Origin of the sequence: Pantoea sp. GM_Pan_3, assembly GCF_026541045.1 — a bacterium.
In the GTDB taxonomy this organism is placed as follows: Bacteria; Pseudomonadota; Gammaproteobacteria; order Enterobacterales; family Enterobacteriaceae; genus Pantoea; species Pantoea anthophila.
In genome coordinates, this window is sequence record NZ_JALNVA010000001.1 from 422,066 (window position 1) to 437,911 (window position 15,846).

11 protein-coding genes are annotated in these 15,846 nt (G+C 62.1%); 8 read left to right on the forward strand and 3 right to left on the reverse strand.

What is annotated here, in order from left to right:
• The first annotated feature begins 41 nt into the window (after nucleotides 1-41).
• Both phnE (OXR04_RS01795) and phnE (OXR04_RS01800) read left to right on the forward strand, forming a co-directional pair.
• Complete coding sequence (phnE, locus tag OXR04_RS01795) at nucleotides 42-902, forward strand: phosphonate ABC transporter, permease protein PhnE (RefSeq protein ID WP_046102120.1); 861 nt, start codon at nucleotides 42-44, stop codon at nucleotides 900-902.
• Complete coding sequence (gene phnE / locus OXR04_RS01800; RefSeq protein WP_265139040.1) at nucleotides 899-1,783, forward strand: phosphonate ABC transporter, permease protein PhnE; 885 nt, start codon at nucleotides 899-901, stop codon at nucleotides 1,781-1,783. The genes phnE (OXR04_RS01795) and phnE (OXR04_RS01800) overlap by 4 nt, the downstream gene beginning before the upstream one ends.
• On the opposite strand, the gene OXR04_RS01805 is transcribed toward phnE (OXR04_RS01800), so the two are convergent.
• On the reverse strand, nucleotides 1,737-4,340 hold the full coding sequence (locus OXR04_RS01805; protein WP_267371340.1) for an ATP-binding protein: 2,604 nt from the start codon (nucleotides 4,338-4,340) through the stop codon (nucleotides 1,737-1,739). The two genes, phnE (OXR04_RS01800) and OXR04_RS01805, sit on opposite strands and share 47 nt — an antisense overlap.
• 147 nt (nucleotides 4,341-4,487) lie before the next feature.
• On the opposite strand from OXR04_RS01805, the gene OXR04_RS01810 reads away from it, so the two are divergent.
• From OXR04_RS01810 to OXR04_RS01825, 4 genes are all read left to right on the forward strand, one after another.
• Nucleotides 4,488-6,002 (forward strand): sugar ABC transporter ATP-binding protein, encoded by a 1,515-nt coding sequence (locus tag OXR04_RS01810; protein ID WP_267371338.1) that lies wholly within the window; start codon nucleotides 4,488-4,490, stop codon nucleotides 6,000-6,002.
• Between the two features lie 10 nt (nucleotides 6,003-6,012).
• Nucleotides 6,013-6,993 (forward strand): ribose ABC transporter permease, encoded by a 981-nt coding sequence (locus tag OXR04_RS01815; RefSeq protein WP_009089493.1) that lies wholly within the window; start codon nucleotides 6,013-6,015, stop codon nucleotides 6,991-6,993.
• 88 nt (nucleotides 6,994-7,081) lie between these two features.
• A complete protein-coding gene (locus tag OXR04_RS01820) occupies nucleotides 7,082-8,020 on the forward strand; it encodes an ABC transporter substrate-binding protein (protein ID WP_009089495.1) in 939 nt (312 codons plus the stop codon).
• 230 nt (nucleotides 8,021-8,250) lie between these two features.
• Complete coding sequence (locus tag OXR04_RS01825; protein ID WP_267371334.1) at nucleotides 8,251-8,934, forward strand: D-lyxose/D-mannose family sugar isomerase; 684 nt, start codon at nucleotides 8,251-8,253, stop codon at nucleotides 8,932-8,934.
• A gap of 178 nt (nucleotides 8,935-9,112) precedes the next feature.
• On the opposite strand, the gene OXR04_RS01830 is transcribed toward OXR04_RS01825, so the two are convergent.
• Nucleotides 9,113-9,856 (reverse strand): response regulator transcription factor, encoded by a 744-nt coding sequence (locus OXR04_RS01830; RefSeq protein WP_058957663.1) that lies wholly within the window; start codon nucleotides 9,854-9,856, stop codon nucleotides 9,113-9,115.
• A 431-nt stretch (nucleotides 9,857-10,287) separates the two neighbouring features.
• On the opposite strand from OXR04_RS01830, the gene OXR04_RS01835 reads away from it, so the two are divergent.
• Complete coding sequence (locus OXR04_RS01835; protein ID WP_219854812.1) at nucleotides 10,288-11,586, forward strand: NCS2 family permease; 1,299 nt, start codon at nucleotides 10,288-10,290, stop codon at nucleotides 11,584-11,586.
• Nucleotides 11,587-12,476: 890 nt separating this feature from the next.
• On the opposite strand, the gene OXR04_RS01840 is transcribed toward OXR04_RS01835, so the two are convergent.
• Complete coding sequence (locus tag OXR04_RS01840; protein ID WP_046102104.1) at nucleotides 12,477-13,931, reverse strand: AMP nucleosidase; 1,455 nt, start codon at nucleotides 13,929-13,931, stop codon at nucleotides 12,477-12,479.
• Between the two features lie 452 nt (nucleotides 13,932-14,383).
• Here OXR04_RS01840 and OXR04_RS01845 point away from each other — a divergent pair, with 452 nt between their 5' ends.
• Nucleotides 14,384-15,793, forward strand: coding sequence for an EmmdR/YeeO family multidrug/toxin efflux MATE transporter (locus OXR04_RS01845; protein WP_154927715.1), 1,410 nt, complete (start codon nucleotides 14,384-14,386; stop codon nucleotides 15,791-15,793).
• Nucleotides 15,794-15,846 lie beyond the last annotated feature (53 nt).

Sequence of the window (15,846 nt, forward strand, 5' to 3'; positions counted from 1 at the left end):
ACGCGGCCAGCGTCCCGCTGCTTTCACGCCGGAGATCCCCCTTGACCGACTTCGAACACTATTACCAGCGCATCCGTCGTCAGCAAAAACGTGACACGCTTATCTGGTCACTGCTGCTGGTCACGCTCTATCTGGCGGCGGGCAGGGTGGCAGAATTTAATCTGCTCACCGTCTGGCAGTCGCTGCCGCACTTCTTTGACTACCTGCATGAGATCCTGCCGGTGCTGCATCTGCCGCTGCTGTTTGCCGACGGCAAAACAGAAGGCTCGCTGGCCTACTGGGGCTACCGTCTGCCGATCCAGCTGCCGCTGATCTGGGAAACCCTGCAGCTGGCACTGGCGGCGACGCTGCTGGCGGTGGGGCTGGCGGCGGTGCTCGCCTTTTTCGCCGCCGACAATACGCAGACGCCGGTCAGCGTGCGGATGGCGATTCGCGCCTTTGTCGCCTTTCTGCGCACCATGCCGGAACTGGCGTGGGCGGTGATGTTTGTCATGGCGTTTGGTATCGGGGCGATACCCGGCTTCCTGGCGCTGGCGCTGCACACGGTGGGCAGCCTGACCAAGCTCTTTTATGAGGCGATTGAGTCCGCGTCGGATAAGCCGGTGCGCGGCCTGGCCGCCTGCGGAGCCAGTAAACTGCAGCGGATGCGCTTTGCCTTCTGGCCGCAGGTGAAACCCGCCTTTCTCTCCTACAGCTTTATGCGGCTGGAGATTAACTTTCGCTCCTCCACCATCCTCGGGCTGGTGGGGGCGGGCGGCATCGGCCAGGAGCTGATGACCAACATCAAACTCGACCGCTACGACCAGGTCAGCATCACCCTGCTGCTGATTCTGATTGTGGTGTCGCTGCTGGATACGTTGTCCGGTCAGCTGCGTCGTCGTGTCACAGGAGAGCGCGCATGATCCGTTCCGTTCCCGCTATCGCGCAGCTGAAGCAGCAGCATCGCGAGCTGTTTGCCGCGCAGCCGCGCTATCTGCGTCGTCTGGCACTGATGACGCTGGCACTCCTGCTCTACTACCTCTATTTCTTTTCGGTGTTCGGGCTGGAGGGATCGCGCCTGCTGGCGGGCTGCCAGCAGCTGGGGCGCTACTTTCTGCGGATGTTTGTCTGGCATGACTTTATGAACTGGCCCTTCAGCTACTATCTGTCGCAGGTCGGGATCACCCTGGGGATCGTGTTTGCCGGTACGCTGACCGCCTCGCTGATTGCGCTGCCGCTGTCGTTCCTGGCGGCGCGCAACGTGATGCACGATCGCGCCGCGAAGCCGCTGGCGTTTCTGATGCGGCGACTGTTCGACCTGCTGCGCGGCATCGACATGGCGATCTGGGGGCTGATTTTCGTTCGTGCGGTGGGCATGGGGCCGCTGGCCGGGGTGCTGGCGATTATCCTGCAGGATGTCGGCCTGCTCGGCAAACTCTACGCCGAAGGGCATGAGGCGGTCGAACGTTCACCGGGCCGCGGGCTGGGGGCGGTGGGCGCTAACAGCCTGCAGAAACACCGTTTCGGCATTTTCACCCAGTCCTTTCCGCAGTTTCTGGCGCTGAGCCTCTATCAGATCGAGTCCAACACCCGCTCTGCGGCGGTGCTCGGCTTTGTCGGCGCGGGCGGGGTAGGCCTGGTCTACGCCGAGAATATGCGGCTCTGGAACTGGGATGTGGTGATGTTCCTGACGCTGATACTGGTCGGGGTGGTGATGATCATGGATATGATCTCCAGTCGCCTGCGCAAACGCTATATCACCGGGAAGCCGGTGCCGCTGTGGCAGCCTGCTGCGCGCGATTAAGCCGTTCGCTGCGCTGCCAGGCGCGCTGTAACGCCTGCACCAGCTGCGCCTGCTGCCAGGGCTTGCCCAGCCGCTCACACAGCGGCAGCGTGACCGGCTGGTGGCGCAGATCCTGACCGCTGATTAACAGCGTGGCGAGATGCGGCCAGTTCTGCTGTGCCTGACGCACCACCTCCGCGCCGTTGATCTCGCCGGGCAGCATCAGGTCGCTGATCAGCAGGTCGATATCGGGTGTCTGGCGCAGCAGCGCCAGCGCCGCTTCGCCGTCGCCACACTCCAGCGTCAGATAGCCCAGCTGGTGCAGATGTTCGCACAGGGTCTGCCGCACCGCCGGTTCATCATCCAGCACCAGCACCAGCCGGTTGCTGGCCACCGCTGGCAGCGCTGGCGGGGGAGGCGGCGCGACCGCTGCGGCGACCGCCTCCTGCGCGCGCGGCAGCAGAAGGCGCACCGTAGTGCCCTGGCCCGGCGCGGTTTCCAGCTCGATCTGACCGCCCGACTGCCGGACAAAACCGTAGACCATTGACAGGCCCAGCCCGCTGCCGCTGCCGGTGGCCTTAGTGGTAAAAAAGGGCTCGAAAACCTGTTCACGCACCTCCGCCGACATGCCGCAGCCCGTGTCAGTCACCTCAATTGTGACCCGGTCACGTTTTTCACTCCCCTCGATCCGCCGCTGATTCCAGATGCGCAGCCGGATTTCGCCGCTTTGCTGCTGCATCGCATCGCGGGCGTTGACCACCAGGTTCATCAGCGCATTCTCCAGCTGACCGGCATCGATCCATGCGGGCCAGCCGGGACGCTGCGCATCGATAATCAGCTGCTGTCCGGGCAGCAGCGAGTGCTGTAATAATCCCTGCAGGTTGTCCACCAGCGTCACCACCGACACCGCGCGCGGAAACAGCGCCTGCTTACGAGAAAAGGCCAGCAGCCGCTGGGTCAGCTGGGCGGCGCGGTCGGCAGCCTGGCGCGCCCGCTCAATCCGGCTGGCGAGCGGGCCGGGCATCAGCTGCCCTTCGGTCAGCGCCAGGCTGCCGATAATTACCGCCAGCAGATTGTTGAAGTCGTGCGCCAGGCCGCCGGTCAGCTGGCCCACCGCCTTCATCTTCTGGCTGTGCTGCAGGGCCTCCTCCAGCGTTTTGCGCGAGGTGCGGTCAAGGACGGTGTTCACCATGCCGCGCCGGGGGATCGGGCTGAAGCGCAGCTCCAGCGTCCGGCCATCGGCCAGCCGGATCTCCTGCGGTTCGCCGGGATCGTGCAGATCTCCCGCCAGCGGAGCCAGCAGCTGCTGATAGTGGACGCCGCGATGGAGCTCCCGCGGCGCGATGCCGAGCAGTTCGGCATACTGCGCGTTCCACACCACCAGCTGACCCTGATGGTCAAACAGGGCAAAGCCGTCGCGCATCGCCAGAAAGGTGGACTCCAGCTGGCTGCTCTTCTCTTTCAGCAGGCGTGAGGTGTGCGCCAGCGAGGCGGTATTGCGGGCAAAGACGTTGAAGGCCCGCGCCAGTTCGCCCAGTTCGTCGCGGCGCTGCAACCCCGGCACGCTGACGTTCTGCTCACCCTGCGCCAGCCGCGTCATGGCGGCGGCAATCGCCGTCAGGCTCGACCCCAAGTTGCGGTAGATGTAGATCCCGGCATAGCCGGTGATCGCCAGCGCCAGCAGCACGAAAAGGGCGATAAAGCCGATGATGGAGTCCAGCTCGCGGTGGGTCGCCAGGGTTCGCGCTTCGCTCTGCAACGCCACCTGCTGCACTGAGGCACTGATATCCTCATTCAGCATCGCCACCAGCGCCTTAATCCGGTAGGTGGCGTAGGCGATCGCCAGATCGCTCTGTTCCAGCGCCTCCGCCAGCGGCAGCAGGCGCTGCTGGGTCGCCAGCAGTCGCGCAATATTCTCGCCGGTGACGCCTGTCAGCGGCACGCTGCGCCACTGCGTCATCACCTGCTGCAGTTGCTCAATCACCGCAATCGGTGAGGGCGTGCGGATGGCGATGCTGAGCAGCCGCTCAGTCTGCTCGCGCAGTGCGTTATCCGGCGCGCGCTGCGGTTCCCGCTGCAGCCGCTGACTGATGTGGCCGAGCAGAATCTGCGACTGCCACAGGTCACTCAGCATGTTATTGCGCTGCAGGTGGCGCTGATGACCGGTGAGCAGCAGGCGGTTAATCGTCTGCTCCAGCTCCAGGCTGCGGGCGCGGATACGGGCGATGCGCTCCGGCTGACGCGCGGCCAGCGGGGCGCTGGCGAGCAGGCTCAGCGACTGCTGCAGCGCCTGCTGATTCTGCTGAAGCCGCTGTGATTCGCTCTGATACTCCAGCGCGCCGACCACCTGCGACAGCCGCACGGCTGCCGTCGCCACATTGGCGGTGTCACGCGCCAGCGCCAGACTGCCGTTCATGTCCGCCAGCGTCTGCGCCTGTGCCTGCTCCTGAATCGTACCAGCATGGCGAAAACCGACGATCGCCACCACGCTGACCATCAGCGTCACGGCGACCACCAGCAGATTGAACATCAGCAGGCGGCCCCGCGCGCCAGCCTGCCACGGATAGGTGCGCTGCATCCCACCCCCTCTTTATCACGGCAACGATGGGCCGAGTATAGGAGCGGGCAGCCGGGTGAATATGACAAATATGAATGGCCGCTGACATTTTCCGTTTATCTGGCGTTGCTTAACTGACGGCTATCCACAGTCCGCAGGAGCGAGGCGATGACAGCCACACCGATACTGGAAATGCGCGGCATTACCCGACGCTTCGGCAACTTTTATGCCCTGAAAGGGGTGGATCTCACGGTCTGGCCCGGTGAGGTCCATGCGCTGATGGGGGAGAACGGCGCGGGCAAAAGTACCCTGATGAAGATTCTGGCCGGGGCCTACAGCGCCAGCGGCGGAGAGATTCTGATCGAAGGCGAACCGCGGGCGCTGAAAGGGCCGAAAGCGGCACTGGCCGCCGGGATCACCCTGATTTACCAGGAGATTAACCTGGCGCCTAACCTGACGGTGGCGGAAAACATTTTTCTCGGCAGCGAAATCGCCCCCGGCGGGCTGGTGAAGCGGCGGCAGATGGCGGAGGAGGCGCAGCGGGTGATTGACCGGCTCGGCGCGCAGTTCAGTGCCTGGGATGTGGTCAGCCGCCTCAGCATTGCCGAGCAGCAGCAGGTGGAGATCGCCCGGGCGCTACAGCGTAACAGCCGCATCCTCGTGATGGATGAGCCGACCGCCGCGCTCTCGAACCGCGAAACTGAACAGCTCTTCGCGCTGATCAAACGGCTGCGCAGCGAGGGGATGGCGATTATCTACATCAGCCACCGCATGGCGGAGGTGTATGAACTGTCGGATCGCGTCAGCGTGCTGCGCGACGGCGAGTATGTCGGCAGCCTGACGCACGATCAACTCAACGCCAGTGAACTGGTGCGGATGATGGTCGGACGACCGCTCAGCGATCTCTTTAATAAAGACCGGTCGATTCCGCTGGGTGATATCCGGCTGGCGGTGAATCACCTGACCGACGGCGGCAAAGTGCACCCCAGCAGCCTGGCGGTGCGCGCCGGTGAGATCGTGGCGCTGGCGGGGCTGGTCGGTGCAGGCCGCAGCGAGCTGGCGCAGCTGATCTTCGGCGTTCACAAGCCGAAGGAGGGCGAGATCTGGATCGACGGTGAGAAGGTCACCATCCTCTCACCGCGCGATGCGATTGCGCGTGGCATCGGTTTCCTCACCGAGAACCGCAAAGAGCAGGGGCTGTTTCTGGAGATGGCGGCACAGGAGAACATCGTGATGGCGACGCTGGAGCGGGATGCCAGTTACGGCATGCTCAACCGCCGCAAAGGGCAGACCATCGCCAGCGAGGCGATCGCCTCCCTGAATATCCGCGTGCCGCATGCGCAGGTCCGGGCGGGCGGCCTCTCCGGGGGGAATCAGCAGAAGCTGCTGATCTCACGCTGGGTGGCGATTGGCCCGCGCATCCTGATCCTGGATGAACCGACGCGCGGCGTCGACGTCGGGGCCAAAAGCGAGATCTACCGCATGATGCAGGAGATGGCGCGGCAGGGCGTGGCGATTCTGATGATCTCCAGCGAACTGCCGGAAGTGGTCGGGATGAGCGACCGCGTTTACGTGATGCACGAAGGCACCATCGTCGGTGAGCTGGAGGGCAGCCACATCAGTCAGGAAAATATTATGACGCTGGCAACCGGTGCGCACAGCGCAGCAGCAGGCGGAATCTGAGGAGATCACCATGACACAACTGGCCCGCACCCCCGCGCCCACGCTGAAACGCGCCCTGATGGGCGATCTGCTGCAGACGGTGGGGATCCTGCCGATTCTGATCCTCATCGTGGCGGTTTTTGGCTTCGTTACCCCCAACTTCTTTACCGAAGCGAACCTGCTGAACATTACCCGTCAGGCGTCGATCAATATCGTCCTGGCAGCGGGGATGACCTTTGTCATTCTCACCGGCGGCATCGACCTGTCGGTGGGGTCGATGCTCGGCACCACGGCGGTGGTGGCGCTGGTGGCTTCGCTCGACCCGATGCTCGCCTCCATGACCATTCCGATGGCGCTGGGCGCGGGTCTGGTGATGGGGCTGTTCAACGGCGTGCTGGTCGCCTGGGCCGGACTGCCGCCCTTTATCGTCACCCTCGGCACCTATACCGCCCTGCGCGGTGCGGCCTACCTGCTGGCGGATGGCACCACGGTCATCAACTCCGACATCAATTTTGAGTGGATTGGCAACGGCTACCTCGGCCCGGTGCCGTGGCTGATTGTGATTGCCTTCGCGGTGATCGCCCTCTGCTGGTTTATCCTGCGGCGCACCACGCTGGGCGTCCATATCTATGCGGTCGGCGGTAACATTCAGGCGGCACGACTCACCGGCATCAAGGTGGGCGGGGTACTGCTGTTTGTCTACGGCATGAGCGGCCTGCTCTCGGGGCTGGGCGGTCTGATGAGCGCCTCCCGTCTCTACAGCGCCAACGGCAACCTCGGCGTCGGCTATGAGCTGGATGCGATTGCCGCGGTGATCCTGGGCGGCACGAGCTTCGTCGGGGGCATCGGCACCATTACCGGCACCCTGATTGGCGCGCTGATTATCGCCACGCTCAACAACGGTATGACGCTGATGGGCGTCTCCTACTTCTGGCAGCTGGTGATCAAGGGCGCGGTGATCATTATCGCCGTCCTGATCGACAAATACCGTACCCGTCATCATGTGAGTTAAGGCTGAAAGGCGGAGGCGCGATGTCGCCGCCGTCTCTGTAAAAACGCCATTAAGCGGTTGGCACTCTGATAACAGCAGGAGAAGGTCTATGCGTTTTAATCCGATTGTAACCGGGCTGCTGGCGGCAACGCTGTTCAGCGCCGGGCTGGCTCAGGCAAAAGAACTCAAATCCATCGGCGTCACGGTCGGCGATCTGGCTAACCCCTTCTTCGTGCAGATCACCAAAGGGGCGGAGATGAAGGCGCGTGAGCTGGCAGGGGACAAGGTCAACGTGACGCTGGTCTCCAGCGGCTACGATCTCGGCCAGCAGGTGGGGCAGATCGATAACTTTATTGCGGCAAAAGTGGACATGATTATCCTGAATGCCGCCGACTCGAAAGGCATTGCCCCGGCGGTGAAGCGGGCGCGTGATGCCGGTATCGTGGTGGTGGCGGTCGACGTGGCGGCCGATGGGGCGAATGCGACCATTACCTCCGATAACACCCAGGCGGGCGCGATGGCCTGCAAATATATCTCTGACCGCCTGAAAGAGAAAGGCAACGTGGTGATCATCAACGGCCCGCCGGTGTCTGCGGTGCAGAACCGTGTTGAAGGCTGCATGAACGAACTGAAAACCCATCCCGACATCAAGCTGCTCTCTTACAACCAGAACGCCAAAGGCAGTCGAGAAGGGGGACTGGAGGTGATGACCGGTCTGCTCTCCGCTAACCCCAAAATCGATGCGGTGTTTGCCATTAACGATCCCACCGCCATCGGCGCGGATTTAGCCGCGAAACAGGCGCAGCGCAGCGAGTTCTTTATCGTCGGCGTCGATGGATCGCCGGATGGTGAAGAGGCGCTGAAGCGCAAAAATTCCCTGTTTGTCGCGACCCCGGCGCAGGACCCGCAGGTGATGGCGGCGAAGGCGGTGGAGATTGGCTACGACATTCTGCAGGGCAAACCGGCACCCGAAAAGCCGGTGCTGATCCCGGTGAAGCTGATCGATCGTGACAACATCGGCAGCTATCAGGGCTGGACGGTGAAATAAGGCGCAGGGCGGCACCCTCCGGGTGCCGCTTCAGACTGAATCTGCCAGCAACGCATGACTTTATTGCGCAGGGAACACGGGCAGAGGAGGAAAGCGTCCCGCGCCAGGGACGGCGCGGGCCGAGTGGCCAGGGATGGTTTAAACGACTTTCTGATCTGACCGTGTTTCCTGCGCAGGCTCTGTCCAGCAGCTAACGGGGCAGACTTTGTCAGCACCCTCAGGAGGCCACCATGCAACGTTCAGAGGTCAATCACTACCTGCAGCAGACGCGCGAATTTTTCCGCCAGCAGGATGTGCATCTGCCGCCGTGGGCCGATTTCGGATTACGTCAGTGGCGGGCGCAGTCACCTGACGCGATGGCGGAGATCCTGGCACTGCGGCTGGGCTGGGATCTCACCAGTTTTGGCGCGGATGACTTTCAGCAGACCGGGCTGACGCTGTTTACGCTGCGCAACGGTTCGCCCGGCGGACAGCCGTGGCACAAACCCTATGCGGAGAAGATCCTGCACGTGCGCGACGGGCAGCTGACGCCGATGCACTATCATCCACGCAAGATGGAAGACATCATCAATCGCGGCGGCGGGAATCTCATTGTCGAACTGCATAACCGCGACGGCGCGGCGCTGGCTGACTCGCCGGTCACGGTGTCGCTGGATGGTCTGCGCCAGACCCACGCTGCGGGTTCGCAGCTGCGGCTCTCACCGGGTGAAAGCGTGACCCTTGAGGCGGGCCTCTGGCACAGCTTCTGGGGCGAACCGGGTTTTGGCGACGTGCTGGTGGGCGAGGTGTCGATGCCCAATGATGACGAAAACGACAACGTGTTCCTGACGCCACTGGCCCGCTTCAATCCGCTTGAAGAGGATGAAGCGCCGCGCTGGCTGCTCTGTAATGACTACGCCCGCGGCTTTACCTGACCCTCCCGGACGCTGATCATCCCTTCGCATGGTCTCCGGGATCGGGCTGCCTCATCTTTCTTATACTGCGGGCAGGCGGTTCACCAGACAGCCGTGCGTACTCGCGCGTAAACTGCGTCAGACTTTCATCGCCCACATCCGCCGCCACGGCGGCGACATTGCCGGGGCGCAGCGCGACTCAGGCGATCTGGCTGGTGCGCGGGGCGGTTTCAGGTTTCATTACGTCAGCCGAAAAGACATAGCCCAGCCCGCGAATGGTGCGGATCAGATCGGGCTGATGCGGGTTGATTTCGATTTTGCGGCGCAGGCGCATGATCAGCACGTCGATGGTGCGGTCAAACACATCCAGACTTTCGCTGTGGGTCAGCTCCAGCAGCTGATCGCGGGTCAGCACCTTGCGGGCGTGACGCACCAGCGCCCGCAGCAGGCTGAACTCGCCCTGGGTCAGCGGCACCAGCTCGCGCTGCGGATTGAACAGCTGGCAGCGACTGTCGTCCAGCTGCCAGCCGCCGAATCGCCAGCCCGCCGGTTCCGGTTCGCTCTGGACAGGACGTGCGCCGCGCCGCAGGGCCGCCCGGGTGCGCGCCACCACCACGCGCGGATTAAAAGGTTTGGCAATGTAATCATCGGCACCCATCTCCAGGCCGACCACCATCTCCGCTTCGGAACCCATACCGGTCAGCATGATCACCAGCACCTCGGGGCGCTGACGCTGCAACTGCTGCAGCACCAGCAGTCCGTTGGTGTCAGGCAGCATCATATCCAGCATCACCAGCGTGATCTCCGGGTGCGTGCTGAGCATCAGCAGCGCCTCTTTTCCCTGATGACAACAGTAGACCTTTAACTGATGTTCACCTAACGCATCCTGCAGGACGTCGCAGACAGCAGGATCATCATCCACCACCAAAATCGCTGGCTTCATGGCGCGGCCTCAATGTTACGAAAGAGTTAATTCAGGAGTCTACACAGGCCAGAAAAGTGCGCTGAGGCAGCGTGCTGAAACGTGACACGCCTCGCCCGTGAGTGTGCGGAAGCGTGCGCTGGCGCAGAGTTTTGCGGGGGTGACACAGGGAGGCAGGAAAACGATTGCGCATCCTCGGTGCATTGCACCATAATCGCGCCTCGTTTTGGTTCGGAATTCTCTGAGGCGCATCCGGCTCTGCCAGGTAATCGATTGCGTCGGTAAGTGGCATGGCAATTGCTTTGGGCAGTGGGTCAGTCAGGGATTTCAGACGATTCTGGCAGGTCAGTATGCAGCGGCCGGTATCCGCGTCCCGAAAACAGAATAATCAGCATGCAACCCCCTTTGGCAAGCGAGACCCACACCGGTGCGGTCTCCTGTATCGAGAGATGATGATGTTAGAAAAACTATTCAAACTCAAAGCGCATAACACGACGGTTCGTACCGAGATTATCGCCGGGATCACCACCTTCCTGGCGATGGCCTATATTCTGTTTGTTAACCCGAGCATTCTGGGCGCGACCGGCATGGATAAGGGCGCGGTATTTGTCGCGACCTGTCTGGCGGCGGCGATTGGCTGTGCGCTGATGGGGCTAATCGCTAACTACCCGATTGCACTGGCACCGGGCATGGGACTGAACGCCTTCTTCACCTACACCGTCGTACTGCACATGGGCTACACCTGGCAGATTGCGCTGGGTGCGGTGTTTCTCTCGGCAGTGATTTTCTTTGCAATGTCGCTGTTTAAAATCCGTGAGTGGATTATTGCCAGTATTCCGCTGCCGCTGCGCGCGGGGATTGGTGCCGGTATTGGCCTGTTTCTGGCGATCATTGCGCTGGAAGGCGCAGGCATTGTGGTCGATAACCCGGCGACGCTGGTGGGCATTGGCGATCTGACAAAACCGGGTCCGCTGCTGGCGATGCTTGGCTTTGTGGTGATTGTGGTGCTGGAAGCGCGTCGCGTAACCGGTGCCGTGCTGATCGGTATTCTGCTGGTGACCTTTATCTCTATGGGCATCGGCCTGTCGCCGTTTGCCGGGGTCTTCTCTGCACCACCGTCGATCGCACCGACCTTTATGCAGCTGGATATTGCTGGCGCGTTTAACGTCGGCCTGGTCAGCGTGATTTTTGCCTTCCTGTTTGTGGATGTGTTTGATAACACCGGCACCCTGCTGGGCGTCACCAAACGCGCCGGTCTGGCGGATGAGCAGGGTAACGTGCCGAAGATGGGCCGTGCGCTGATTGCTGACAGTGCGGCTGCGCTGTTTGGTTCGCTGCTGGGCACCTCAACCACCACCAGCTATGTGGAGTCGGCGGCGGGCGTGAGTGCGGGTGGCCGCACCGGCCTGACGGCGATCGTGGTCGCCGTGCTGTTCCTGCTGGCGCTCTTCTTCTCGCCGCTGGCCTCCAGCGTGCCGGTCTATGCCACCGCGCCCGCGCTGCTGTTTGTGGCCGTGCTGATGACATCCAGTCTGGCGGATATTGACTGGAAAGATATCACCACTGCTGCCCCGGTGACGGTTACCGCGCTGACCATGCCGCTGACCTATTCCATCGCCAACGGCATCGCCTTTGGATTTATCACCTGGACGCTGGTGAAGCTGCTGAGCGGTCGCGCCAGAGAGGTCAATGCCGCGCTGATTATCCTGTCGATTCTGTTTGTGATTAAGCTGGGCTGGCTGAGCGCCTGATGGTGGCCTGGCGGCCGGGGACGTTTCACCTGGCGGTGGGGAGTTATTACCCGGCGGTGGGCCGGCTCTGAGAGGGTTTCGCCTGTCGGGCATAGGAGAGTTATTACCTGGCGGCGGGCTGCTCCGAGAAGGTTTCGCCCGCCAGGCGTGAGGGAGTTTCAGCCTGCCCGTGCAGGCGGACGCGTCAAGGGGCGGACGCCCGCCCCTTAACAATCCCGGCGTCCGGCAGCCTCCGCGCCCCGCGTTGCGGGGTACCTTCGTCACGCCCTGCGGCCGACGGACCGTCCGGACTCGCCATCCCTGGCTCGTGCCGTCCTCTCGCCGACGTCCTGTCGGCTCATCCTGGCCTCCGGTTGTTCCTCAGCGCGCCGGATGCCTCTCCCCCGCCTTTGAAATCCTCTATTTTCTGATGTGAAGCATTGTCTGCTGGCCTGAAGGCTAAAGCGGTCTCCTAAACGCATCGCGATATGAGAGCCAGATAGATAGAAAAGTTAACAGCGGGGAGGGAGGCCGTCTGAGCCGCTGAGCGGATGAGGGATTTCAGGACGAGCGACAGGGATGTCGCGAAGAGGCGGGGTCGCGCCAGGGATGGCGCGTCCTGCCGGTCCGTGAGAAATCCGGAAGAAGCGAAGGGACCGCGAAGCGGCGGTGAGGCAGGCCGGAGCCCGGGGTCAAGGGGGCGCGGCGACTGGCGCCCCCTTGTCGGTCGCCTGCAGAGGCGAAGCTGAAACTGCCCGGTTTACCCGGCGAACGAAACCTGCTCAGACTCAACCCGCGCAGCGAACCCAGCAGCCCAGGCGACCAGCCGAACGAAATCTTCTCAGACTCCGCTCGCGCAGCAAGCGCAATCAAGCCCCGTTCGCGCAGCGAACACCCCTCGGCAGCAACTCTTACCGGAAAGGCGGCTCATTAAACGTCCGCAGCTTCCGCGAATGCAGCTTGTCACCCTCGGCGCGCAGCAGTTCTACCGCGTGGATACCAATCTGCAGATGCTCCGAAATAGCGCCTTCATAGAAACGGTTGGCCTGACCCGGCAGCTTGATTTCACCGTGCAGCGGCTTATCGGAGACGCACAGCAGCGTGCCGTAAGGCACCCGGAACCGGTATCCCTGTGCGGCAATGGTGGCGCTCTCCATATCGACCGCCACCGCGCGGCTCAGGTTAAAACGCAGCGCCGACGCAGAGTAGCGCAGCTCCCAGTTGCGGTCATCCGTAGTCACCACGGTGCCGGTACGCAGCCGCTGTTTGACCTCTTCTCCCGGCATGTTGCTCACCGCTTTGGTGGCGTCATACAGCGCACGCTGCACCTCGGCGATACTCGGCACCGGGATGTCAGGCGGCAGCACGCTGTCGAGCACGTGGTCGTCGCGCAGATAGGCGTGTGCCAGCACATAGTCGCCAATCCGCTGACTTTCGCGCAGACCGCCGCAGTGACCAATCATCAGCCAGGCGTGCGGGCGCATGACCGCCAGATGATCGCAGATGGTCTTGGCATTCGACGGGCCAACGCCGATGTTAATCAGCGTAATGCCGCGACGGTTGGGTGAGGTGAGATGCCAGGCGGGCATCTGATGCTTCTTCCACGCCAGATCGGAGAGCATCGCCTCGCTGTCAGCCGTGTCGGCCGTCAGCACCACGTCCCCGGCGCAGGCCAGGCTGTCGTAGGGTGTCTCCGGGTCGCGCACCTGCTCGATCGCCCAGCGGACAAACTCATCAACATAACGGGTGTAGTTGGTGAACAGCACAAACGGCTGGAAATGTTCCACGCTGGTGCCGGTGTAGTGGCGCAGACGGGCCAGCGAGAAATCGGTGCGCAGCGCGTCGAAGTGGGAGAGCGGAAACTGAGCGTCGGCGTGGAACAGCCCATCGGTGGTCTCATCCCCAATCTGCGACAGCTCGGTGGTCGGGAAGTGGCGTGCGATACCGGCGCTCATGGTGCGATCCAGTGAGAGATCGGAGCCGTCAATCACGTAGGGATAGGGGATCTCCTGGCGGGAAGGCACCACGTCAATCTCCAGCTCATACTCCTTCTCCAGCATCGCCAGCTGTTCCGCAATGTAGTGGCGCAGCAACGCCGGGCGGGTAATGGTGGTGCTGTAACTGCCGGTATGCGTAAAGCGTCCCCAGGCGCGCGTGCGATTCTGTTGCGGGCCGTCACCGCGCCAGGTGATGCGCAGCTCCGGGTAAACAAACAGTCCCTGCTCCCGGGCGTCGGCGTCGGGCAGCGTGCCGTTTTCGGTAAAGGTTTTAATCGCCGCACGCAGTGCATCGACCGCGCCACTGTAAAGGCGTTCAAGTTCATCCAGCGCCTGCTGGCTGGTCAGGTTTTTCCGTAATGTCGGCATGGTTTCTCCTTCCATTTTTTTCCGCAGTTTGCCCCAAGCTTAGCGGGTTTGTTGCAGAGATTGGTGAAGAATGTGTGATCGCCTTTTTTTTGCGCGAACCCGGCGGATAATCTGAGCAGCGTGGCCGGATGCGCCCGTGAGCGGCGCTGAAAGCCCATAAGAAAATCTTCACGATCCAGGCCGGGGTTTTGGCATTATAAAGGCGTAAAGAGGGCAGAATGGGTACCCGCTCGCTCGCGCTGTGCGTGCGTAACGTCGGGGAAATAAACAGGATTGCTACAGCGGGCAGGGCAGCCGGGCAGAAAATGCCGTGACAGCCCGAAAAAGTTTGTAACGATGATTAATTTGTCCCGGAAAGACTTTGCATATTTCTCTGCCCACTATCATCATTAGAACTCCTGTCCAGTCTCTTCTGATTTGGTAATCCTTTGCAAAATCCCGGCGTAGCAGTGATGCAGGCGATCAGGCGCACGGCGTGGTACCCGAAACGTCGCGCTTATCGCACGCTCTACTGGCGTGAAATATCGCCATTAGCAGTGCCTATCTTTTTCGAGAACGCCTGTGTGCTGTTGATGGGCGTACTGAGCACCTTCCTGGTCAGCTGGCTGGGCAAAGAGGCGATGGCGGGCGTGGGCCTGGCCGACAGCTTCAACATGGTGATCATCTCGTTCTTTGCCGCCATCGATCTCGGCACCACGGTGGTGGTGGCGTTCAGCCTGGCTAAACGCAACGGCAAGCGCGCCCGCGCCGCCACGCGTCAGTCGCTGGCCATGATGACGATACTCGCCTTCGTACTGGTGCTCGCCATCGAGTTCTGGGGGCATCTGATTATTGATGCGATTGCGGGATCGGCCGAACCCAAAGTCAAAGCGCTGGCGCTGAGCTACCTCCAGACCTCCGCCTGGAGCTATCCGGCTGCCGCCATCACCCTGATTGGCAGCGGGGCGCTGCGCGGCGCAGGCAACACCAAAATCCCGATGCTGATTAACGGCGGCATGAATATCCTTAACATCATCATCAGTAGTGTGCTGATCTACGGCTGCTTCTCCTGGGACGGTTTAGGGTTTATCGGTGCCGGACTGGGGCTGACCATTACCCGTTATATCGGGGCAATCGCCGTGATTTACGTGCTGATGATCGGCTTTAACGCCTCCCTGAAAATCACCCTGTCGAGCTATTTCCGGCGCTGGAACAGCAGCATCCTGATGGAAGTTTTAGGTATTGGCGTGCCTGCCAGCATCGAGTCGGTGCTGTTCAACGGCGGTAAACTGCTGACCCAGGTCTTTGTCGCCGGGATGGGCACCAGCGAGATTGCCGGTAACTTTATTGCCTTCTCGGTGGCGTCGCTGATCAACCTGCCGGGTAATGCGCTGGGGTCCGCATCGACCATTATTACCGGCACCCGGCTGGGTAAAAATCAGGTGTTTCAGGCGGAGCGCCAGGTGCGGCATGTATTCTGGCTGGCGACGATCTGTCTGAGCGCGATAGCGCTGATGACGGTGCCGCTGGCCGGGTTGCTGGCGCGCTTTTACACCAGCGATCCGGAAGTGATAAACGTGACGAAACACCTGCTCTGGCTCAACGCCCTGTTCATGCCGCTCTGGGCCGCCTCCTGGGTGTTGCCCGCCGGACTCAAAGGCGCACGCGATGCGCGCTACACCATGTACGTGTCGATGTTCAGTATGTGGGGTGCGCGCGTGGTCGCGGGCTATCTGCTCGGCATTGAACTGGGCATGGGCGTCACCGGCGTCTGGCTGGGGATGTTCCTCGACTGGACGGTGCGCGGCGTCTTCTTCTGGTGGCGACTCAACAGCGGCAAGTGGCTCGATCGCTATCGTCAGATGCTCGCTAAAATCGGCTAGCGGCCTGCTCACGCCTTCTCCGCTGGGGGGAAGGCGTGGCGCATTCCGGTCTG

Bases quoted from the DNA above. Each gene is read 5' to 3' on its own strand.
- phnE (WP_265139040.1), top strand. From the start codon at position 899: ATGATCCGTTCCGTTCCCGCTATCGCGCAGCTGAAGCAGCAGCATCGC.
- OXR04_RS01810 (WP_267371338.1), top strand. From the start codon at position 4,488: ATGACAGCCACACCGATACTGGAAATGCGCGGCATTACCCGACGCTTC.
- OXR04_RS01845 (WP_154927715.1), top strand. From the start codon at position 14,384: ATGCAGGCGATCAGGCGCACGGCGTGGTACCCGAAACGTCGCGCTTAT.
- OXR04_RS01815 (WP_009089493.1), top strand. From the start codon at position 6,013: ATGACACAACTGGCCCGCACCCCCGCGCCCACGCTGAAACGCGCCCTG.
- OXR04_RS01820 (WP_009089495.1), top strand. From the start codon at position 7,082: ATGCGTTTTAATCCGATTGTAACCGGGCTGCTGGCGGCAACGCTGTTC.
- OXR04_RS01835 (WP_219854812.1), top strand. From the start codon at position 10,288: ATGATGTTAGAAAAACTATTCAAACTCAAAGCGCATAACACGACGGTT.
- OXR04_RS01830 (WP_058957663.1), bottom strand. From the start codon at position 9,856: ATGAAGCCAGCGATTTTGGTGGTGGATGATGATCCTGCTGTCTGCGAC.
- OXR04_RS01840 (WP_046102104.1), bottom strand. From the start codon at position 13,931: ATGCCGACATTACGGAAAAACCTGACCAGCCAGCAGGCGCTGGATGAA.
- OXR04_RS01825 (WP_267371334.1), top strand. From the start codon at position 8,251: ATGCAACGTTCAGAGGTCAATCACTACCTGCAGCAGACGCGCGAATTT.
- OXR04_RS01805 (WP_267371340.1), bottom strand. From the start codon at position 4,340: ATGCAGCGCACCTATCCGTGGCAGGCTGGCGCGCGGGGCCGCCTGCTG.